The organism is Streptomyces sp. NPDC020192 (assembly GCF_044388685.1).
GTDB lineage: Bacteria > Actinomycetota > Actinomycetes > Streptomycetales > Streptomycetaceae > Streptomyces.
The window spans coordinates 1-21,226 of record NZ_JBIRXG010000065.1 but is presented as its reverse complement, the minus strand read 5'-3'; the positions used below and the strand labels follow the sequence as shown (position 1 = coordinate 21,226).

The following is a 21,226-nucleotide window of genomic DNA, read 5'->3' as shown; positions in this document are numbered from 1 at the left end:
GGGGGGGGGGTTCTGGGGGGGGTGTCTGGTGGGTCTGCCGCCCGGGGCCGGGGGGCGCGCCCCCCCCGGGGGGGGGGGGGGGGGGGGGCGGCGGGGGGGGGGGGGCCGCGCCCCGCCCCGCCCATGTGACGTCAGCTTGCGGCGGGAACGGGGTCGCGGGTTGGTGCCGGCGTCTCCGTCGGATCGTGCTCGGCCGGCACCGGAGAAGGAGCGGGAGCAGGGGCGTAGGGAATCTCGCCGCGCAGGACGGCCTTGGCGCGGTCCTCGTCGAGCTCGCCCTCCCAGCGGGCGACGGCCAGGGTGGCGACGCCGTTGCCGACCAGGCTGGTCAGGGCGCGGGCCTCGGACATGAACCGGTCGACGCCGAAGATCAGCGCGAGGGCGGCGACCGGGACGTGTGGGACGGCGCTGAGAGTGGCGGCCAGGGCGATGAAACCGGAGCCGGTGACGCCTGCGGCGCCCTTGGAGGTGAGCAGCATGACGGCGAGCATGGCCAGCTGCTGGGTGAGGCTGAGGTGGATGCCGAGGGCCTGGGCGAGGAAGACCGAGCCCATGGTCAGGTAGATGGCGGTGCCGTCGAGGTTGAAGGAGTACCCGGCGGGCAGCGTGATGCCGACGACCGGTTTCGAGGCGCCCGCGTGCTGGAGCTTGGCCATCATGCGCGGTAGGACGGGCTCCGTGGAGGAGGTGCCCAGGACGATCAGCAGCTCTTCCTTGATGTAGCGCAGGAAGGGCAGCAGCCGCAGTCCGTTCAGGCGCATCACGGTCCCGAGGACGACCAGGACGAAGAAGAGGGCGGTCAGCCAGAACGAGCCGACCAGCAGGGCCAGGTGGCGCAGGGTGCCCAGGCCGTAGTGGCCGATGGTGAAGGCCATCGAGCCGAACGCGCCGATGGGGGCCAGCCGCATGATCCAGCGGATGAGTGTGAACAGGACCGTGGAGAACTTCTCGACGCCCCGGGCGATGCTCAGGCCGGCCTCTCCGCTGGCGTGCAGGCCGAATCCGAACAGCACCGACACCAGCAGCACCGGCAGGATCTCGTTGCCGGTCAGGGCGCTGACCAGGGTGGCGGGGATGGTGGCGAGGAGGAAGGCGGCGAAGCCCTCGTGGGCCGTGGTCGCCTCCGGCGGCAGGCCCTTGGCGGACAGGGTCGAGAGGTCGATGTGCAGACCGCTGCCCGGCTTGACGACGTTGACGACGACCAGGCCGATCACCATGGCCACGGTGGTCAGCACCTCGAAGTAGACCAGAGCCTTCAGGCTCACGCGGCCGACCGCGCGGGCATTGCCCATGGAGGCGATGCCGTGGACGACCGTGCAGAAGATGATCGGTGCGATGAACATCTTCACCAGCGCGATGAAGCCGTCGCCGAGCGGCTTGAGGTCGGAGCCGACGGACGGCCACAACCCGCCCACGGCGGCGCCGAGGAGGACGGCGATCAGGCACTGGACGTACAGGTGGGACAGCATCCGGCGGATGCGGCCCGGTGGTGCGGTGACGGTACCCGGGGCGGCGTCGTTGCGGCTCATGCGGGGCGTCCTTCCAGGACGGGAACGAGGAGTTCGGCTCGGGCGATACGCCGGGCGGCGCGGTGCAGCAGCACCGTGGGGGACGCGCTGTCCGGTGCGGGGACGGCTTGGGTGGTGACCACGCCGGCGGGGGTGCCCAGGCGCAGCGTGCCGTCGGCGGTCTGCCGGGCTACGCGGTGGGCGAGGGTGCCAGGGGTGGCGGCGGCCGTGGCCAGGGCCACGGCGGAGGTCAGGCCGATCGCCGGGTGCGGCGCGTGCATGGAGACCATGCGCACGGCCAGGTCGTACTCGTCCTGGTTGACGAGGATGTCCTGTGTGGTGCGATAGGGGGCAGGCCGGGCGACGATGCCGACCTTCGGCACCGCGTGGCTGACCGGATCGCCCTCGTGGGCCAGGCCCATGGCCAGCGCTGCCTGGCGGCGCAGCAGTGTCAGCGCGGGCACTGCGGTGGCGAACGCGGTGAGGGGTTCCGTGCCGTCGAGGCCGAATGCCTTGGCCTCGAACAGCGCGGCCGGCGCGCCGGCGTCCACCAGGGATGCCTCGACAAGGCCGTCCGGGCCGGTCAGCTCGTCCAGTGCCCGCCCGGTCGGCAGTGCGCGGCCGGTCGTCGAGCCCGCGGGGTCCTGAAACCCGAGCAGCACCGGCACCCCCGGCGCCGAGGTACCCGGCACCACGGCCGTGCCCTCCTCCGGGGCCACGCCGTCAGGCGTGGGGATCGTGCCGGTGAGGCGGGCCCCGGTGTTGACGTTGAGCATGCGGACGGTGGTGGTGTCCGACGTGATCGGCACGAGATCGTGGTGGACGGCGTACAGGGCCACGGCGGTGGCGCAGTTGCCGCAGTTGCTGGCCCACTCCACGCGCTCGTCGCCGATACCGACCTGCGCGAAGGCGTACTCGACATCCACGCCGGCCTGGGTCGACGCCTGTACGACGGCGGCCTTGGATGTGGTGGAGGAGGCGCCGCCCACGCCGTCGATCTGACGGGGGTCGGCGGCGTTGAAGGCGGCGAGAAGGAGGGCGTCGACGTCCACGCCCGTGGCGGCCACGTCGCGGTGGTCGAAGATCCAGCACTTGCTGGTTCCTCCGCGGATCATCTCGCCCTGCAGACGCAGCACAACCGACTCCTCACAGCCAGGGAAGGGGAAGCCCACCGACGGTCTCGCCGTGCGTGGTGTCCTCCACGGTGGGTTACGGCAGCGTGAAGTACAATCTCGGAAATCTGCATGGCTATTAAGGTGAAGTGAACGCTGGAGGAGGCGGCATGCTCGACGTACGGCGCATCCTGCTGTTCACGGAGGTCGCCCGGCGCGGCTCGGTGACCGCGACAGCCCGCGCCCTCAACTACACCCCGTCAGCGGTATCGCAGCAGATCAGCCGCCTGGAAACGGAGGCGGGCCAGCCCCTGCTGGAACGCCACGCCCGCGGCGTCACCCTCACCGACGCCGGACGGGCGCTGGCCGAACGAGGGCAACGGATCGAACGCGAACTGCAGGCCGCGAAAAACGAACTCGCCGACTACGCCGGTCTGCGCGCGGGCACGCTGCGCATCGGCACCTTCCCCACCGTCGGCGCCTCGCTCCTCCCACAGGCCGTGATCGCCTTCCGGGACGCCCACCCCGACGTACGGCTGACCGTCCGCAGCGCCCGCATCGCCGGGCTCTGGACCATGCTGGAGAACCGGGAGATCGAAATGTCGCTGATGTGGGACTACGACTGGAGCCGAATCGACCGGGAGGACATCGTCGTCACCCCACTCCTCGACGACCCGCCGGCCCTTCTCGTCAGCGACCACCATCCACTCGCCGGCCGCGACGCCGCCTCACTCGCCGACCTCGCACACGACCCGTGGATCACCCGCGCCGACCATCACCCGGTGGCCGAAGCCCTCGTCCGCGGCTGCCGCGCCGTCGGCTTCGAGCCCCAGATCGCCTACGAGGCCCACGACTACCAGGAAGCCCAGGCCATGGTCGCCGCCGGCATCGGCGTCGCACTCGCCCCCACCCTGGCCCTGGAGGGCATCCGTCCCGGCGTCAACGTCCTGCCCCTCCAGCCGCCGGCCCCCGTCCGCCGCATCCTCCTGGTTCGCATGGCCGACCACTCACTCACCCCCGCCGCCCTGACCTTCGCCGGACTCCTCCGCGACACCGCCGCGGCCCGAACACGCTGACGCTGACACCGAACCACGCCCACCGGTCATGGCACCGTCGCACTCACTGCTGAGAATCCATGCCCCGCACTTCGGTGTTGGACGTGGGCAACCGGCGACGGCAAGCAACCCTGGCCATACGTTGGGTTCGTGATCCGGAAGGAGCGCGGGGTCCGAGGCGAGCCTCGGCTACGGCAGTGACAGGCCGAGGGCGTGGTCGATGTCTTCATGGCGGGGTGATGGCAGTGGGCGGTCCGCCCGGTCAGCGGACCCCGGGGCAGCGCCTTGTCCGGATGCGCGGCGTGCACGTACATGACGGCGATCTCGGTGGCTCACCTGAAGAACTGATCCCTTTCCCAGGGCATCCCGGGGGAGTGCCGCAGTTCCTTGGATGTTCGAGTCGGGTGCTGGATGTATGCCCTCTGCAGAACGGGCCTTGATGCCTCTCGTCAGACCGGTGACATCCAGCACTCGGGAGCGTCAACACCATCATCTCGGCCACTCGTTGGTGTTGGTGGTGCGAGCCCACTCTGCCGCGGTGACCTCTTGATATGCCCGAGCCTTCGAGCTCCCGCGCAGACCGAGGCCCGTGGGATGCGCTGGTGCCACGAACGGCTCGTGAGGTGGCGGCACATCCGAACGGCGGTCGATGCCTGGGACCAGTGCGACGCGTGGCCCGCATGCGCTCGTGACCAGCGCAAACATCAGCACGCCGGGGTGGAACTGCCTTGATCTACTGTGGAATTGACCGGGCCGAACGCACCCACGACGTCGCCCTGGTCGATGACTCCGGCACGTGAGTGGCCAAGCGGCACATAACCGACGACGCCGTCGGCTACAAGCTGCTGCTGGAGCTTCTCGCCGAGTGCCGTGACACCGAGGAGAACCCGATCCCGGTGGCCATCGAGACCTCCCGCGGACTGCTGGTCGCCGTACTGCGGACCGGCAAGCGGAAGGTGTACGGGATCAACCTGCTGGCCGCCGCCCGCTACCGCGACCGGCACAGCGTCTCGCGCAAGCAGTCCGACCCCGGAGACGCCCTCGTCCTGGCGAACATCCTGCGCACCGACATGCACGCCCACCGGCCACTGCCCGACGACTCCGACCTCGGCCGGGCGATCGCCGTCCTCGCGCGCGCTCAGCAGGACGCACTGTGGAACCGCCACCAGCTCGCCAACCAGCTCCGTTCCTTGCTGCGCGAGTACTGCCCGGCCGCCCTGGACGCCTTCGCCACCTGGGCCAACGGCCTGTGCCGGCCCGAGGCACGTGAACTCCTCAAGACCGCCCCGCCCCCGACGCGGGCGGCACGCCTGACCCGCAGCCAGCTCCAGGCCGCCCTCAAGCGGGCCGGCCGCAAACGCGGAATCGCAGCCGAAGCCCACCGAACCCGCGACATCTTCCGCGCCGAGTGGGCCCACCAGCCGCCGCTTGTCGAGGACGCCCACGGCAAACAGATGCTCGCCCTCCTCATGCAGCTCGACGCCGCCTGCACTGCCGCTGACCAGCTCGCCGAGGCGGTGGAGAACGCGCTCCCTCAGCATCCGGACGCTGAGATCCTGCTGAGCTTCCAGGGGCTCGGCATCCAGCTCGCCGCCCGGATCCTGGCCGAGATCGGTGACGACCGCACACGCTTCGCCGACGTCCGGGGGCTGAAGGCATACACGGGCTCCTCGCCCATCACGCGTGCCTCCGGCAAGAAATCGAGCATCACGCGGCGGTTGGTGAAGAACGACCGGCTCAACCACGCCGGCTACCTCTGGGCCCTTCGCCGCTCCGAACGGATCACCCGGGGCCAAAGCCCACTACCGTCGGCGCCGCTACGAACACGGAGACTGGCACGCAGCCGCCCTGCGGAACGCGCTGACAGTCGAATGGCGACTGCGGCTCGCCACGCGGCCGGTGCGGACGACGCGGCCGCGGTCAGCCTGGCCCCCACCGCGGCCTCAACCCGTCCGTCGGCTTCCCTCAGGAGGTGGACCGCTTCCCCCGCGAGCGGATCTGGGTTGTGGTGCACGCGACGGTCGCGGTGGCTGCAGGGCTCGGCGTGATGGGCCTGCACCGCAACGTCATCCACCCGAAGTTCGGCAGCTTCGTACTGCTGCCCACCGTCCTGGTGGACGCGGAGGTGAGCGCATACGAGCAGGCGCTGCACGGCAACCCCCTGCATCGACTGCAGGCTGTGCGTCGCCGCGTGCCCGGTCGGAGTCAGGACGCCGCTGACTACCGCTCCCGGGTCACCGATTCCGAGAGCGCCTTCATGTGCCAGGGCCTGACCTGTCCTCCCGGCTACAAGCCCGGCTACTGCGTGGCCGTCTGCCCTGCCGGCGAGGATTTTCTGGGCCCAGCGCCGCTTCCCTCACAAGCCCGTCAAGGAAGTCACCGGCGGCTGGCAGACCCCGGCGAAGCGACCTGCAGCCTCATGAGTCTCGAATTTGAATATGGAAACCGATCGGTTTACGATGAGGGAAAACCGGCCGGTTTCCATGCCGGTTCCGAGGGTCACCGGCCTGCAATGGCACTGTCCGGTCTGCTAACGATGTCGCTGTTGCTGTCGAGACCGGAGTAGGTCATGAGTGGGAATGATCCCTTCCGCGTGCTGCACGCCAAACCCCTGTGGATTACCAATGGCGTCATCACGGGCGTTCTCGCCCTGCTGTTCACCGTGCTCTACGTCGGCGCCAACATCGATCCGGTCGACCATATGAAGAAGCTGCCCGTCGGTCTGGTCAACGCCGACAAGGGAGTGGGCGTCGGTGGCAAGCGGGGCAACCTGGGGGTGCAGATCACCGAGTCGATCAAGAAATCCACCGCGAGTGGGAGCAAGATCGACTGGAAGGTGATGGATGAGAAGGAGGTGAAGGAGGAGCTGGGCGAGGGCAAGTTGTACGGCGCGCTCGTCGTCCCCGCCGACTTTACGACCTCCATCACCGCACTAACCGGCACCGCGACCACCGGGACCCCGGTCCGCCCGACCCTGACGGTGCTGACCAACCAGTCCGTCGGCAGCCTGGTTCCAGCCTGGCCCGGTCGGCGACGACGCAGGCGGCCGAGAGCGCCTCGCTCCAGGTGGGCAAGGAACTCACCGCACGGACCGGGCAGGCGAAGCTGCCCGCCGCGGCGCGCGTCCTGCTCGCCGATCCGGCAGCCGTCACGGTCGAGGACGGCCATCCCCTCGCCTCGCACAGCGGCCTGGGACTGACGGCGTTCTACTACGCGCTCGTCCTGGTGGTCTGCGGCATGCTCTCCGCCAACGTCATCAGCGGACAGGTGGGCCACGCCCTCGGTTACGCGCACAACGACATGGGCCCCCTGCGTCGGCACCGCCCGCTGGTCCGGGCGACCCGGGTGCAGACCCTCGCCATCAGTCAGCACGCTCATGGTCGGCCTGTCCCTGCTGATGGGCACCCTGGTCACCGTGGGTGCGGTCGGCATCATGGGGATGGCCGCCTCTCACCTGCCGCTGCTGTGGCTGTACTCGGTGTGTGCCATCGCGGTCTCCGGGATCGGTGCGCTCGCCCTCCTCGCCGTCTTCGGGACGCCCGGCATGCTGGTGGTCACGCTGGTCTTCATCGGGATGGCGGTGCCGACGGCCGGGGCCACCACCCCCATCGAGGCGCTGCCGGGCATCTGCTGCTTCCTGGCGGAGTTCGAGCCGCTGCGGCAGATCACCGGCGGTGTCCGCTCGATCCTCTACTACGACGCCCAGGCCGACGCCGGTCTGACCCGGGGCTGGGTGATGATGGCTGCCGGCCTCGTGGCGGCCGCGCTGTTCGGCTTCGGTGTGACGGGCTGGTACGACCGCAGGGGCTGCACCGTGTCCCTGCCGCGGCGAAGCCCGAGAAGACCGACGCCCTGGCGTAGCGGATCCGCGATCCACCCTGGACGGGGCTGCGGTGCGGAGCGGCCTCCGTGTGCGCCGCCCCGCGGGCACGGCAGGCGCACACCCTCAGGGCTCGGCGACGGTACCTTTCCCCCGGGGGCCGTCGCCGAGCCTCTGACCAGGCGTCCCGGCCGACCGAGGAAACCGATCGGTTTATATTTCTCCCGAATCGAGTTAACCTCACAGTATGAGCACCGAAGTGAAGGCAAGTCCCCGAGAGCGGCTGCTGGAGGCGGCGGCCACACTCACCTACCGAGACGGCGTCGGCATCGGCATCGAGGCGCTGTGCAAGGCGGCGGGGGTGTCGAAGCGCTCCATGTACCAGCTGTTCGAGAGCAAGGACGAACTGCTGGCGGCGAGCCTGGAGGAACGGGCTTCCGCCTTCGTGGCGATACTCCTGCCCGCGGCGGACGACGGCCGTTCACCCCGCGAGCGGATCCTGCATGTCTTCGAGCAGGTGGAACTGCAGGCGGGTGCGCCCGAGTTCCGGGGCTGCCGGTATCTGGCGGTGCAGATCGAGCTCAAGGACCGAAGTCACCCTGCGAGCCGGGTGGCCCACCGGATCAAGGGAAACCTGACGGCATTTTTCCGGGCCGAGGCCGAGCAGGGCGGTGCGAGCGATCCCGACCTGCTGGCCCGACAGCTCAGCCTGGTCTTCGACGGCGCCAGCGCCCGCGCGGGGATCGGAGCCGACAACCTCACCGGGCTCATCGCCCCCACGGTGGCCACCCTGCTCGATACGGCAGGCGTGCGCTGACGCATCACCTTTTCGAGCGGGCTCGGCGAACGGCGCGTCCTCGGGGCTGACGCCCGCCTCCGGCAGCCGGAGCAGCTTCGACGGCTTTACCGCCTTGCTTTCCGGCAATCGGAGGGAAGCCCGATGGTCGTAAGGGTGTTGATCAGCCTGCCGTGCGCGAGGAAGGTCGTGGCCTCGTCGGCATCTGCACCCAGCGGCAGGCGCGCGGTTTCCCAGAGCCCCATCCAGCAGGCCCGGACGAGCTCGCCGATCCGGCCATCGCCCTGCGCCTCGGCGGCTGCCACGAGGGCGTATCCCTGCATCTGCATCAGCAGCGTTTCCGGGTGCGCCGAGATCAGTCGCGCATAAGCGCCTGCCATGGCGTGGAGGGCCCCCTCGACCGCTGGTGGCCCCAGGACGAGCTCTACCGGAGCACCGACGGCGGTACGACCTGGAAGGCACTGGCCGACAAGTCGGTGCGGGACGCCTCCGCCGCTCCTTACCTCGGTACCGGCATCGGACACTGGATGTGACCGCCCTGGCCATCGATCCCTTCAGCTCCGGGCACGTGCTGTACGGCACCGGCAACGGCATCTGGCAAAGCAAGGACGCCAACGCCACCGACAGCGGCGGCACCAGCCACTGGACCGTGGGGGCCCGAGGGCTGGAGGGAGACCGCGCTGGTGGACGCGATCGCCCCGCCAGGCGGCGCCACCCTCATCACCTCCATGGGCGACCAAGGCGGTTTCCGTTACGACTCCCTGACCAAGGAGCCCGCCGGGCGGGTGAGGAACCCGCTGATGAGCAGCAGCACCGACATCGATTTCGCCCAGTCCAACCCCTCGATGATGGTCCGCGTCGGCCGTGGCGGCCCGCAGGACGGCGCCTACTCCACCGACGGCGGCAGCAGCTGGAACGGCTTCAGGGCAGAGCCGGTGGCCGGCGCCGAGAGCGGCCATGTCGCGCTCGCCGCGGACGGCTCCGCCATCGTCTGGACCGAGGCCGGCCAGTCCCCGTACCGCTCGACCGACAAGGGGGCGAGCTGGTCGAGCGCGGGCGATGAAGGCCAACTACCAGGCCCTGTACCTGATCGGCACCGTCAAGGACGTCACCCGAGTCTTCCGCTCCACCGACAAGGGCGCTACCTGGCTCCGCGTCAACGACGACGCCCACCAGTGGGGCGCCATCGGCAGCCTCGGCATCATCACCGGCGACCCCGACACCTTCGGCCGCGTCTACATCGGCACCAACGGACGCGGCCTCCAGTACGGCGACCCGTCCTGACCCCGACGCCATGGTGGGGCCGCAGCCACAAGGGGCTGCGGCCCCACCATGGGCCGAGGGACCTCACGCAGGCTTGGGCAGCGTCACTTCGCCGACAGGGCGTGAACGATGCCGACCCGGCGCGCCCCGGCCGGCCATCTGCGCGCGGCAAAGCCTCGGCCCTGGCCGCAGCTTCCGCCAAGGGCCGCCGTTGGCCGTGGGCGAAGGGCATTGTTCGTCCCGTGGTACGGCCCCTGGGCGGGCAGGAGTGCCAAGGGCGGCACCGCCCTGACGACGGCGGCGCAGGGCATGGCGGCCGCATCGACGCTGCCTCCGTATTCGATCACCACTCTTCAGCTGAAGCCCCGCGTCGGCGACCACCGGCACTGCCGCCCCGTCTCCTGGCGCCACGCCGACCCCCGCTGCGCCGGTTGTGTCCGCCTCAGCCACGATCGGCACCCGAGCGCAGGCCACGGTGGCCGGCGCACCCGTCGGCCGGCCGGCCCAGAGCAGCACGCCCGGCGGCCTGCCTCCACCGGGATGAGCAACGCTGTCGTCTACAGCGCCGTCGGTGGCCTGCCAGTCATCGGTGCCGACTGTGTGCTGGTGCTTCGCGTACGCCGCCGCAGGCCTTCGCACGCCAGGTGAAGCCCGCCGCGCCAGCGGCTGACGGCCCGGCAGCACCGCCACCCAGCCGTGGTCGTTCGCCCCGGGCCGTCGGCCCCCGCGCCGGTGTCGGCGACACCAGGAAAATGCGCGCGACGGTGACCTTCCTGCGCGTCCGTCTCTTCCCCGCTTTGCACATGGGTCGGAGGCTCGCGTGACGTCTGTAGCCTTGAAGGCGGCCGATATCGAGTGATCCTCGAGCAGCCGGGCGGACTTCCTGCGCTCCCAGGCCGACGCGCTCCTGGCGCGGCCTCTTTGAGACATGGGTGTACTCCCGGCTTCGGGTGGCTCTGATGTGTCAGGGGTGAGGCGGTTGGGGCGGGCGGCGCATACAGCTACGAAGGCGTCACCCGCGTCGTCTCCGGCAGCAACACCTCGGTCGCCGCCAGCAGGCAGACCCTCGTGGTCGCCAGGGCCACCAAAGTGCTGCCGCTGGCAGCCGCTTGTCATGCCGGTGCGAGAGTCACAGCGCCGTGAAGGTCCACAGCAGGTTGGTGCTGCTTCCGTAGGCCCACTGCTTGGTGACGGAGCCCGAGGCGACGTTGCCACCGCCGTCGAGGACGAGGCCGGTGGAGCGGTTGGCGATCGTGTGGCGGCCATCGCCTCGGTGGGTGATCGTCCACTGCTGGTTCGTGCCGCCGTTCCACGGCGCCTGCCTGGCCGTTGAACCGTTGCCGGTGGCCCCCCAGCCGTCGGCGACCATATCGTTGGTGCGGTTGACCAGCTTGTAGTAGCCGCCGCCTACCTCGACCGCCTGCCACTGGAGGTTGGGACTGCCGTCCCAGGTCCACTGCTTGAGGTTGGACCCGGAGGCGACGTTGCCGCCGCTGTCCAGGGCAAGGCCGTCGGTGACGTTGGTGAGCCGGAAGTACGTCGAGGGGTTGAACTGCACCTTCAGCGAGGTGACCTGGTCGTTGTTGCCCGTGACCCTGAGGTCGGGGTTGTCGGCGGTGAAGGTCCATGAGGTGCCGGAGAAGTTGTCTCCCGAGTAGCCGATCACCTGGAAGCCGGAAGCCAGCCGCAGGGACGAGAGGTTGAGTGGGCCAAGTCCGGCGAGCGTCAGCTGGTCCGCGGTGTAGTCGCCGACAGGGAGCACGGCGGTCGTGCCCGAGTAGTTGACGTCCCCGAAGACCACGGCGCCGGAGAGGGGCCGCAGGCTGGGGATCTGCCCGGAGAAGGAGAGCTTCAGAACGTACGCGTTGGCGCTGAACGGCGCCGACGACGGCAGGGTCACCTTCAGTCCGGAGGCGTCTTGCGCGGGCGTGGCGAGACTGATGTAGGTGCCGGCCGTCGAGTCGAGCAGCTTGACCGACGTCAGCGAGGAGAGGTCGATCCGGTCGGAGCTGAGAGTCTTGATCGTGAGCGAACTGCCGGGCCAGCCGAGGACGGTGGCGTACAGGACCGTGTTGGTCTTGTCCCGGGTGAAGCGTATGTCCTGCGCGGTGCCGGCCGTCGGGGTGGTGAAGGAGCCGCCGCCCATCTTCGTCGGGCCTTCGCCGTACGCCGTCCAGGGCCGGGTCGAGTAGACCGACTCGCCGAAGCGTTTCAGGTAGTCGCCGATGCCGAGCAAGACGTCCTTCTGTGCCTGCGGGATCGTGCCGTCGGCCATCGGCGCGATGTTCAGCAGCATGTTGCCGTTCTTGCTCACCCGGTCGATGAGGGAGTGCAGCATCTGCTGGGTGCTGTAGTAGCCGATGCCCTGTGTGTAGCACCAGCTGGAGCTGGAGATGCTGTCGTCGGTGAGCCAGTAGGGGGTGGTCAGGTCGGCCGGGCCGCCGCGCTCGTAGTCGAAGACCTCGCCCTTGTTGTCGAGCCCGTCCTTGAAGGTGGCGACGACCTCGCGGCCCCAGGCGTTGGCCTGGTTGTAGTAGTACGACAGGAAGTTCAGGCGCTGCGTCTCGTCGACCCCGTCCAGTCTGAAGTCCTGCCACAGGATGTCCGGTTGGGCGAAGTCGATGACCTCCTTCAGCTTGTCGTACCAGAGCTGGTTCTCCTGCGCCCTGCTCAACTGCCCGTAGAGCTTCTGCAGGCTCGGGTCCGACTGGGCGGGGACGTGGTCGTAGTAGCCGTTGAAGTTGTACGCGTGGTGCATGGCGACCAGCAGCTTGAGCCCCTTGGCCCGGATCGCCGTGGTGAACAGCTGCAGCAGATTGAGCTTCGGGCCCTTGGCGACCGAGTTCCACTCGTTGACCTGGCTGTTCCACATGGAGAAGCCGTCGTGGTGTTCGGCGACCGGTCCGGCGAACCTCGCTCCCGCGTCGGCGAACAGCTGCGCCCACGCGTCGGGGTCGAAGTTCCCGCCCGCCGATGTGAGCCGCGGTGCGAACTGCACGGTGTTCCCAGCGAGGTCCTTCGCCCCGTTGATGAAGTTGTGGTACGGCCACACGGACGGGTCGCCGTAGGTCGCGATGTGATGCTGGTTGGCCGCGCTGCCGGCTATGTACATGTTGCGCGGGTACCACTCGCTGTCGTAGGCGGGAACGCTGAAGACGCCCCAGTGGAAGTAGATGCCGAACTTGGCGTCCTGGAACCACTCGGGGGCGGGCGGGTGCTGGTCGACCGAGGGCCACGCCGGTGTGTAGGTACTCGGTGCCGCCTGGGCGACGCCGGCCCCGAGACCGCCGCCGGCGACGGCTGCCGCCGCTACACATATGGCGGCGGACAGGAACTGGCGTCTGTTGAAAGAGCTCGACATGAGGACATCCCTGAAATGGGGGAGAGGGGGGACACGCGACGCCCACGGCTCTGGAGCGCCGGAGGTTACGCACGAAGTTCGACCATGTGACGCACTGATGTCAACGGGCGTGCAGGGATGAAAGAACCTCATTGGCTCGCGGTTTTGTCACATACAGGTGCTATCACCCCATTGTCCGGCGACAGACATGGAATGTTTGAAGGTCATGCGACGAAGGCGCCGCCACACAGTGAGTCCGCAGACAAGCCGTCAGCGCATCACGAATGCGCATCATTGATGGGATTGATTTAGCTCCCGAGTGCCGCTGTGAGCCCCAAACCCTCCTCCTTTCCAGTGTTTTCACCCGACGCCTAGACAGCACCCTCGGTCGCCGCCTATACATACATCCCATGTCTTCGGTGCGGCGGCACACAGCTGTCGCCCAGCACACCAACTCCCGCTCCGGGACCAGCGCGAGGAAGTACCGATGAGACTCAGAACTGCTCTCTGCTCCACCGCCTCAGCCCTGTCCGCCCTGGCGCTGCTCAGCGCCTGCGGCGGCTCGGGCACCACTTCGTCGAGCAGTTCCCCGCTGGTCGGCGTCGACTACCCCCGCTCCGACACCGACTTCTGGAACTCGTACATCAAGTACACGCCCAGGTACGCCGGACAGCTGAGCCTGTCGCTCAAGACGACGAACTCGCAGAACGACGTCGCCAAGCTGACCGCCAACGCGCAGACGTTCATCAGCCAGGGTGTGAAGGGCATCGCGATGGCGCCCCAGGACACCGCCGCCATCGCGCCGACGCTGGCGCAGTTGGAGGCGAAGAAGATCCCCGTCGTCACCATCGACACCCGCCCCGACAGCGGCAAGGTGTTCATGGTGGTGCGGGCCGACAACCGCGCCTACGGCGAGAAGGCCTGCCAGTTCCTCGGCACGAAGCTGAACGGCAAGGGCAAGGTCGTCATGCTGGAGGGCGGCCTCGACTCGATCAACGGCCGTGACCGCACCGAGGCGTTCAACGACTGCATGAAGAAGAACTACCCCGGCATCAAGGTGCTCGGTGAGGCCACCAACTGGGACGGCGCGGTCGCCGCGCAGAAGCTCCAGACCGATCTGACCGCCAACCCGGACATCAAGGGCGTCTACATGGAGTCCAGCTTCGCCCTGGCCGGCACGCTCCAAGTGCTCAAGCAGAAGGGCCTGTTGGTCGGCCTGAAGGACGAGAAGCACGTCTTCATCGTGTCCAACGACGGCATCCCCGAGGAGCTCAAGGACATCGCGGCCGGCAACATCGACGCCACCGTCTCCCAGCCGGCCGACCTGTACGCCAAGTACGCCCTGTACTACCTGAAGGCGGCGATCGACGGGAAGACGTTCAAGCCCGGCAAGACCGACCATGACAGCACCATCATCCAGGTCCGCGAGGGTGTGCTGGAGGACCAGCTCTCCGCCCCCCTGGTCACCGCCGACGGCGGCACCTATGGCGGCGTGTCCAGCGTCAAGAGCACCGACAGGTCCCTGTGGGGCAACAACCTCGGCTGACCTGCCCTGTCAGGCGCCCAACGGCTAACGAGTACAAGGCGGTTGTGATGAGCGACGGGGAGCGAGCAGTCAGCCCCGCGCCCGCCCCGGCGGACGACGGACGGTCCCAGGTGGGCCCGCCTGTCGTCGAGGCGACGGGCATAGTCAAACGATTCGGTCCGACGGTGGCCCTCAACGGCGCCCGGATCACCATCAGGCCCGGCGAGACCCACGCGCTCGTCGGCCGCAACGGGGCCGGCAAGTCGACGCTCGTGTCGGTCCTCACCGGCCTGCAGGCCCCCGACGAGGGAACGGTCACCTTCGGCGGCAGCCCCGCACCACGACTCGCGGACCGCGACGCCTGGCGAGAGCGCGTGGCCTGCGTCTACCAGAAGTCGACGATCATCCCCACCCTGACCGTCGCCGAGAACCTCTTCCTGAACCGGCACGACCACGGCCGCAGCCGGCTCATCAGCTGGCAGGGTGTGCGCCGACGGGCGCAGGAGCTGCTGTCGACGTGGTCGGTGGACGTCGACCCGCAGACCTCGGCCGGCGATCTGAGCGTGGAGCAGCGGCAGTTCGTGGAGATCGCCCGGGCGCTGTCCTTCGGAGCCCGGTTCATCATCCTCGACGAGCCGACCGCCCAGCTCGACGGTGCGGCCATCAACCGGCTCTTCGACCGCATCCGCGACCTGCAGCGCCAGGGCGTGACCTTCCTGTTCATCAGCCACCATCTCCAAGAGGTCTACGACATCTGCGACATGGTGACGGTGTTCCGCGACGCCCGGCACATCGTGACCGCGCCGGTCGCGGAGCTTGCCCGCACCGAGCTGGTCGCCGCGATGACCGGCGAGGCGGCCGCCGACCGGCTGCAGGTGCGGTCGAGCACCCTCGACCGCACCGCCACGCCCGCGCTGTCCGTGCACGCGCTGGGCAGTGACGGCGCTTACGGTGATGTCACCTTCCAGGTGGGCGCCGGGGAGATCGTCGGACTCGCGGGTGCCGCCGGCAGCGGTCGTACCGAGGTCGCCGAGACCGTCGTAGGTCTGCGGGCGGCCCAGGCGGGCGAGGTGGAGATCGCCGGGCGGCGGCCCCGGCCGGGCAGCGTGCCCGCCGCGCTCGCCGCGGGCGCCGGGTTCGTCCCGCAGGACCGGCACCACCAGGGCTTCGTGCCCGACATGTCGATCGCGGACAACGCCACGCTGTCCGTTCCTCACCGGCTCGGCAAGAACGGCTTCCTCAGCCGTGACCGACGGGACCGGCTCGCCGACAACATGATCGAGAAGCTGGCGATCAAGACGCCGGGACCCGAGCTGCCCGTCTCCGCGCTCTCGGGCGGCAACCAGCAGAAGGTCGTCATGGCCCGCGCCCTGGCGGACGACCCGCGCCTGCTGGTGCTGATCAACCCGACCGCGGGCGTGGACGTGCGCTCCAAGGAGTTCCTCCTCGGCAAGGTCGAGGAGACCGCCGAGTCCGGCACCGGAGTGCTCATCGCCTCCGACGAACTCGACGACCTGCGCATGTGCGACCGGGTCCTGGTGATGTTCCAGGGCCACGTGACCTCGGAGATAGCCCGCGGCTGGCACGACCACGAACTCGTGGCCGCGATGGAAGGAGTGGACTTGAATGCCTGAAGTAATGCCTGAAACCGTCCTCGCGGACGCAGCCGCCGAGGCCGTGGAACCGAAGAACAAGCGCACCGCGCTGCTCGGCGGCCGGATCCCCCTGGCCCGCCTGCGCGACCTCGCCCTCGTCCCCGCGATCGTCGTCATCGCGGTCGTCGGCCAGATCGTCAACCCGGTCTTCCTGCAGGCCGACAACCTCATCAACGTCCTGCAGACCATGTCCGAGATGGCCCTGCTGGTCCTCGCCCAGACGATGATCCTGATCGTCAAGAAGATGGACCTGTCCCTGGAGTCCACCATGGGCCTCGCGCCCGGCGTCGCGGCCTGGCTGGTCGTCCCGGCCGGTGCCGGACACGGACTCGGCCTGCTCCCCGGTGCCTGGTCGATCCCCCTCACCCTCGCCGTGGGCGCACTCGTCGGAGTGATCAACGCCCTGCTGATCATCCGCTTCGGCCTCAACGGCTTCATCGTGACCCTCGGCATGCTCATCGTCCTGCGCGGCATCCTCACCGGCATCTCCGGCGGCCAGACCTTCTTCCAGCTGCCGCAGTCGATGCTCTACATCGGCACCGCCGAATGGTTCGGCATGCCCGCCTCCATCTGGATCTGCCTGGCGCTGTTCGCGATCGCGATCGTGGTGCTCGGCTGGACCGGCTTCGGCCGATCCCTGTACGCCATCGGCGGCAACGTCGACGCGGCGAAGGCGGCCGGCATCCGTACCGACCGGGTGCTGTGGACCGTGATCGTCACCGGCAGCGTGCTCGCCGCCCTCGCCGGCCTGATGCTGTCCGGACGCCTGGCCTCGGTCGCCTCCGCACAGGGCAACGGCTACATCTTCACCGTCTTCGCCGCCGCCGTCATCGGCGGGATCAGCCTCAACGGCGGCAAGGGCACCATGTTCGGCGCGTTCTGCGGCATCCTGCTGCTCTTCATGATCCAGAACGTGCTCACGCTGGGGGGCGTCCCCGCTCAGTGGATCGGCGCTCTCAACGGCCTGATCATCCTGGTCGCCCTCGCCATCTCCCGCATCACCGGCGGCAAGGTCCAGGAGTGACCCGGGCGGCCCCACCGGCCGCCCGACCTCCGCCGCGTTCACGTCTCGTCGCGAGGGGACCGATCCCCCTTGCCCCTCACAGGAGTTGCCGCCATGTCCTCGACCGTGCCCTCATCCGCCCGCATCACCGCCCTGGACGTCCTGGACGTGCGGTTCCCCACCTCCGAACACCTCGACGGCTCGGATGCCATGAACCCCGAGCCCGACTACTCCGCCGCCTACGTGGTCCTGCGCACCGACGCCGGCGACGGACTGGAGGGCCACGCCCTGGCCTTCACCACCGGACGCGGCAACGACGTGCAGGCCGCCGCCATCGCGGCGCTCGCCCCGCACGTGGTCGGCCTGTCGGTGGAAGAGGTCTGCGCCGACCTCGGAGCGTTCTCCCGCTCCCTCGTGCACGATCCCCAACTGCGCTGGCTGGGACCGGAGAAGGGCGCCATCCACATGGCCACCGGCGCAGTGGTCAACGCCGCCTGGGACCTCGCGGCCAAGCGCGCGGGCAAGCCCGTGTGGCGCTTCCTCGGGGAGATGTCGCCGGAGGACCTGGTCGCGCAGGTCGACTTCCGCTGGCTGAGCGATGCTCTCACGCCCGAGGAGGCCCTGGACATCCTGCGCCGTGCCGAACCGGGCCGCGAGGAGAGGATCGCGCGGCTGCTGGAGCGCGGCTACCCGGCCTACACCACCACGCCCGGCTGGCTCGGCTACTCCGACGAGAAGCTGGCCCGCCTGGCCCGCGAGGCCGTCGCCGACGGCTTCACCCAGATCAAGCTGAAGGTCGGCGCGTCGCTGGAGGACGACGTACGGCGCATGCGCACCGCCCGCGAAACGGTCGGGCCGGACATCCGCATCGCCGTCGACGCCAACCAGAGATGGGATGTCGCCCCCGCGATCGACTGGATGCGTGCGCTGGCCCCCTACGACCCGTACTGGATCGAGGAGCCCACCTCGCCCGACGACATCCTCGGCCACGCGGCCGTCCGTGAGGCGCTCAGCCCCATCAAGGTCGCCACCGGCGAGCACATCGCCAACCGGGTCGTCTTCAAGCAGCTCCTGCAGGCGGGCGCGGTGGACATCGTGCAGATCGACTCCGCGCGGGTCGGCGGCGTCAACGAGAACATCGCGATCCTCCTGCTCGCCGCCAAGTTCGGGGTGCCGGTCTGCCCGCACGCCGGCGGTGTGGGGCTGTGCGAGATGGTGCAGCACCTGTCGATGTTCGACTACGTCGCCGTCTCCGGCACCGTCGAGGACCGGGTCATCGAGTACGTCGACCACCTGCACGAGCACTTCGCCGACCCCGTCCGCATCACCGACGGCCACTACCTCGCGCCGATCCTGCCCGGACTGAGCGCACAGATGCTGCCGGAGTCCCTGAAGGAGTACGCGTACCCCGACGGCCCCGTCTGGACGGCCCGTGTCTGAGGCCCAGATCCTCGTCGACGCCCACCACCACGTATGGGACCTGGACCGCCGGCCCCAGCCCTGGCTGGACGAACCCGGCCACGAACCCATCCGCCGCACCTTCGGCCCGCACGCCCTGCGCTGCGCGGCAACCCGGCCGATCGACGGGCGGCGGCTGACCCGCACCGTGGTGGTCCAGTGCCTGCCGTCCGTGCCCGAGACCAGGGACCTGCTCGCGCTCGCCGACAGCGACCCCTTGGTCGGTGCCGTCGTCGGCTGGGCGGATCTCACCTCGCCCGCGATCGGCGACGTACTGGACGACCTGCGGGCCGGAACAGGAGGCCGTCACCTGCGGGCCCTACGGCACCTCGTGCAGGGCGAGCCCGACGCCGCGTGGCTGCAACGGCCGGAAGTGGAGCGGGGGTTGTGTGCGATACGCGACCGGGGCCTCGGCTACGACGTCCTGATCCGCAGCCACCAGTTCCGCCAGGCGACCGAACTGGCCCGGCGCGTGCCCGGCCTGCCCCTGGTCCTTGACCACGCCGGAAAACCGCCCATCGCCCGGCAGGACCTGGACGACTGGGAGCGGGACATACGGCGGCTGGCCGCGCACCCCCAAGTGCGGTGCAAGGTGTCCGGTCTGGTCACCGAGGCCGACCACCAGAAATGGACCGTCGAGGACATCCGGCCCGTGTGGGAGGCCCTGCTCGACGCCTTCGGCCCCGACCGGCTGATGTTCGGCTCGGACTGGCCGGTCTGCGTCCTCGCCGGCGGCTGGAACCGATGGGCCGCCACCGTCGAGGAACTCCTGACCGGCTGCTCCGCCGCCGAGACCGAGGCGGTCCTCGCCGGTACCGCCAGCACGTTCTACCGCCTCGACCCCACTCGAAGGAAGGAGGGGCCTCCATGCTGCTGACCGAACTCCTGCACCCGGGCATCCTCGAAGCCCTGGCGGGCGCCGGGCATGGAGCCCGCGTCCTGCTCGCCGACGGCCACTATCCGGCGAGTACGGCCACCGGCCCGCGAACCAGGACCGTCCATCTCAACCTGGCGCCGGGTCTGCTGGACGTCACCACCGTGCTCGACGTCCTGCTGCGGGCTCTGCCCGTCGAGTCGGCGCACGTGATGGTGCCCCCCGAGGGCGAGCCGGAGCCGCCGGCCATCGCCGAGTACCGCTCGATGCTGGCGCCCATCCCCGTCGAGACGCTCGGCCGCTTCGAGTTCTACGACGCCGCCCGCTCACCCGACGTGGCCCTCGCCGTCGTCACCGCCGACATCCGCACCTACGCCAACCTGCTGCTGACCATCGGCGTCCGCGCTGAAGGGACCCTGAGAACACGATGACACTCGCAGTCCGCTACCTCGCCGCCCGCACTCTGGACACCGCCCCCGCCGAGAATCCGCCCCCCGGCCCCGGCCAGGTGGAGATCGCCCCCGCCTACGTCGGTATCTGCGGCACCGACCTGCACATCTTCCACGGCGACATGGACGCCCGGGTCGCCGTGCCCGCCGTCCTCGGGCACGAGATGTCCGGCCGGATCGTGCGGGTGGGCGCAGGAGTGGAGGGCTGGTCGCCCGGGGACGCGGTCACCGTGATGCCGCTGCGCTGGGACGACACCTGCCCGGCCTGCCAGGCGGGGCACCGGCACATCTGCCAGCACCTGGACTTCATCGGCATCGACTCTCCGGGCGCGATGCAGCAGCGCTGGGCCGTGCCCGCCACGACCCTCGTACGGCTGCCCGGCTCCCTCCCCCTGGACCACGCCGCCCTCGTGGAGCCCACCGCGGTCGCGGTGCACGACGTCGGCCGGGCCCAGGTCCGCGACGGCGAGAAGACCGTCGTGGTCGGCGGCGGCCCCGTCGGCATCCTCATCGCCCTGGTCGCCCGGGCAGCCGGAGCCGACGTCCGGGTGGTCGAGCTGAGCCCTCACCGGCGGCGACTCGCCGAGGAGTTGGGGCTGGCCACCTGGGATCCGGGCGCCGACGACATGCCCGAACTGGTCCGGCAGTGGACCGGCGACGCCGGTGCGGACGTCGCCTTCGAGGTCTCCGGCGCGCAAGGCGGAGTGGACACCGCCGTCGAGGTTCTCGGCGTGCGCGGCCGGTTGTGCCTGGTGGCCATCCACGCCCGCCCGCGCGAGGTGAACCTGCACCGCTTCTTCTGGCGTGAACTCACGCTCGTGGGCGCCCGGTTGTACGACCGTGCCGACTTCGAGCAGGCGGTGACCCTGGTGGCCGACGGCACCGTTCCGGCCGAGCGGCTGATCAGCAAGGTCGTGCCGCTCACCGAGGCGCCCGCGGCCTTCGAGGCGCTGGAGGGCGGCGGAGATGTGATGAAGATCCTCGTGGACTGCACCGACGACACCAAGGGAGCCATCCAGTGAACGTCTTCGACCTGACCGGCAGGCTCGCCGTCGTCACCGGCGCCCGCCGCGGCATCGGCCGGTCCATGGCCCGCGCGCTCGCCGAGGCCGGTGCGGACGTCATCGGCGTCAGCGCCTCGCTGGAAACCTCCGGCAGCGCGGTGGAGAAGGACGTCCTGGCCGCGGGCCGTACCTTCGAGGCCATCCGCACCGACTTCGCCGACCCCGCCGCCGTACGGGCCCTGGGCGCGGACCTCGCCGGGCGTGAGCGGCCGGTGGACATTCTGGTCAACAACGCGGGTACGATCCGCCGCGCCCCGGCCGCCGAACACCCCGATGATGACTGGGAGTTGGTCCTCCAGGTCAA

General features: G+C 69.7%; 16 protein-coding genes and 3 pseudogenes. 15 read left to right on the top strand and 4 right to left on the bottom strand.

What is annotated here, in order from left to right; genetic code table 11:
- Window positions 1-131: 131 nt before the first annotated feature.
- Together dctA and ACH47Z_RS45540 are read right to left on the bottom strand one after the other, a co-directional pair.
- Window positions 132-1,529, bottom strand: a complete 1,398-nt coding sequence (gene dctA, locus ACH47Z_RS45545) for a C4-dicarboxylate transporter DctA (protein WP_399086025.1) — start codon at window positions 1,527-1,529, stop codon at window positions 132-134.
- On the bottom strand, window positions 1,526-2,644 hold the full coding sequence (locus tag ACH47Z_RS45540; protein WP_399086022.1) for a PrpF domain-containing protein: 1,119 nt from the start codon (window positions 2,642-2,644) through the stop codon (window positions 1,526-1,528). Before ACH47Z_RS45540 ends, dctA begins: the two co-directional genes overlap by 4 nt.
- Window positions 2,645-2,790: 146 nt before the next feature.
- On the opposite strand from ACH47Z_RS45540, the gene ACH47Z_RS45535 reads away from it, so the two are divergent.
- The 6 genes and pseudogenes from ACH47Z_RS45535 (at window position 2,791) to ACH47Z_RS45510 (ending at window position 8,312) form a co-directional block, all read left to right on the top strand.
- Window positions 2,791-3,696, top strand: a complete 906-nt coding sequence (locus ACH47Z_RS45535) for a LysR family transcriptional regulator (protein WP_399086019.1) — start codon at window positions 2,791-2,793, stop codon at window positions 3,694-3,696.
- A gap of 707 nt (window positions 3,697-4,403) precedes the next feature.
- A pseudogene (locus ACH47Z_RS45530) lies at window positions 4,404-5,538 on the top strand (IS110 family transposase); the annotation flags it as partial.
- Window positions 5,539-5,840: 302 nt separating this feature from the next.
- Window positions 5,841-5,948: a hypothetical protein gene (locus ACH47Z_RS45525; protein ID WP_399086031.1), complete on the top strand. Its 108-nt coding sequence runs from the start codon at window positions 5,841-5,843 to the stop codon at window positions 5,946-5,948.
- Window positions 5,949-6,244: 296 nt separating this feature from the next.
- On the top strand, window positions 6,245-6,874 hold the full coding sequence (locus ACH47Z_RS45520) for a YhgE/Pip domain-containing protein (protein WP_399086016.1): 630 nt from the start codon (window positions 6,245-6,247) through the stop codon (window positions 6,872-6,874).
- Window positions 6,875-7,051: 177 nt separating this feature from the next.
- A pseudogene (locus tag ACH47Z_RS45515) lies at window positions 7,052-7,360 on the top strand (DUF3533 domain-containing protein); the annotation flags it as partial.
- Between the two features lie 382 nt (window positions 7,361-7,742).
- On the top strand, window positions 7,743-8,312 hold the full coding sequence (locus tag ACH47Z_RS45510) for a TetR/AcrR family transcriptional regulator (protein WP_399086013.1): 570 nt from the start codon (window positions 7,743-7,745) through the stop codon (window positions 8,310-8,312).
- Window positions 8,313-8,398: 86 nt separating this feature from the next.
- On the opposite strand, the gene ACH47Z_RS45505 is transcribed toward ACH47Z_RS45510, so the two are convergent.
- Complete coding sequence (locus ACH47Z_RS45505) at window positions 8,399-8,671, bottom strand: hypothetical protein (RefSeq protein WP_399086010.1); 273 nt, start codon at window positions 8,669-8,671, stop codon at window positions 8,399-8,401.
- Between the two features lie 15 nt (window positions 8,672-8,686).
- Here ACH47Z_RS45505 and ACH47Z_RS45500 point away from each other — a divergent pair.
- Window positions 8,687-9,575 (top strand): annotated as a pseudogene (locus ACH47Z_RS45500) (carbohydrate-binding protein); the annotation flags it as partial.
- A gap of 1,108 nt (window positions 9,576-10,683) precedes the next feature.
- Here ACH47Z_RS45500 and ACH47Z_RS45495 read toward each other — a convergent pair.
- A complete protein-coding gene (locus tag ACH47Z_RS45495) occupies window positions 10,684-12,915 on the bottom strand; it encodes an alpha-L-fucosidase (RefSeq protein ID WP_399086007.1) in 2,232 nt (743 codons plus the stop codon).
- A 466-nt stretch (window positions 12,916-13,381) separates the two neighbouring features.
- Here ACH47Z_RS45495 and ACH47Z_RS45490 point away from each other — a divergent pair, with 466 nt between their 5' ends.
- The 8 genes from ACH47Z_RS45490 to ACH47Z_RS45455 form a co-directional block, all read left to right on the top strand.
- A complete protein-coding gene (locus ACH47Z_RS45490; RefSeq protein ID WP_399086004.1) occupies window positions 13,382-14,440 on the top strand; it encodes a sugar ABC transporter substrate-binding protein in 1,059 nt (352 codons plus the stop codon).
- A 47-nt stretch (window positions 14,441-14,487) separates the two neighbouring features.
- A complete protein-coding gene (locus ACH47Z_RS45485; protein ID WP_399086001.1) occupies window positions 14,488-16,053 on the top strand; it encodes a sugar ABC transporter ATP-binding protein in 1,566 nt (521 codons plus the stop codon).
- 4 nt (window positions 16,054-16,057) lie between these two features.
- Window positions 16,058-17,098: an ABC transporter permease gene (locus ACH47Z_RS45480; protein ID WP_399086028.1), complete on the top strand. Its 1,041-nt coding sequence runs from the start codon at window positions 16,058-16,060 to the stop codon at window positions 17,096-17,098.
- Between the two features lie 93 nt (window positions 17,099-17,191).
- Window positions 17,192-18,517 carry an L-fuconate dehydratase gene (locus ACH47Z_RS45475; RefSeq protein WP_399085998.1) on the top strand — a complete coding sequence of 442 codons (1,326 nt, stop codon included), beginning with the start codon at window positions 17,192-17,194 and terminating at the stop codon, window positions 18,515-18,517.
- Window positions 18,510-19,412 (top strand): amidohydrolase family protein, encoded by a 903-nt coding sequence (locus ACH47Z_RS45470; protein ID WP_399085995.1) that lies wholly within the window; start codon window positions 18,510-18,512, stop codon window positions 19,410-19,412. Before ACH47Z_RS45475 ends, ACH47Z_RS45470 begins: the two co-directional genes overlap by 8 nt.
- Window positions 19,403-19,840: an RbsD/FucU domain-containing protein gene (locus ACH47Z_RS45465; protein ID WP_399085992.1), complete on the top strand. Its 438-nt coding sequence runs from the start codon at window positions 19,403-19,405 to the stop codon at window positions 19,838-19,840. Before ACH47Z_RS45470 ends, ACH47Z_RS45465 begins: the two co-directional genes overlap by 10 nt.
- On the top strand, window positions 19,837-20,880 hold the full coding sequence (locus ACH47Z_RS45460) for a zinc-binding dehydrogenase (RefSeq protein ID WP_399085989.1): 1,044 nt from the start codon (window positions 19,837-19,839) through the stop codon (window positions 20,878-20,880). The genes ACH47Z_RS45465 and ACH47Z_RS45460 overlap by 4 nt, the downstream gene beginning before the upstream one ends.
- Window positions 20,877-21,226, top strand: a 350-nt coding sequence (locus ACH47Z_RS45455; RefSeq protein ID WP_399085986.1) for an SDR family NAD(P)-dependent oxidoreductase, incomplete at its 3' end; no start/stop codon positions are given. The genes ACH47Z_RS45460 and ACH47Z_RS45455, both read left to right, overlap by 4 nt.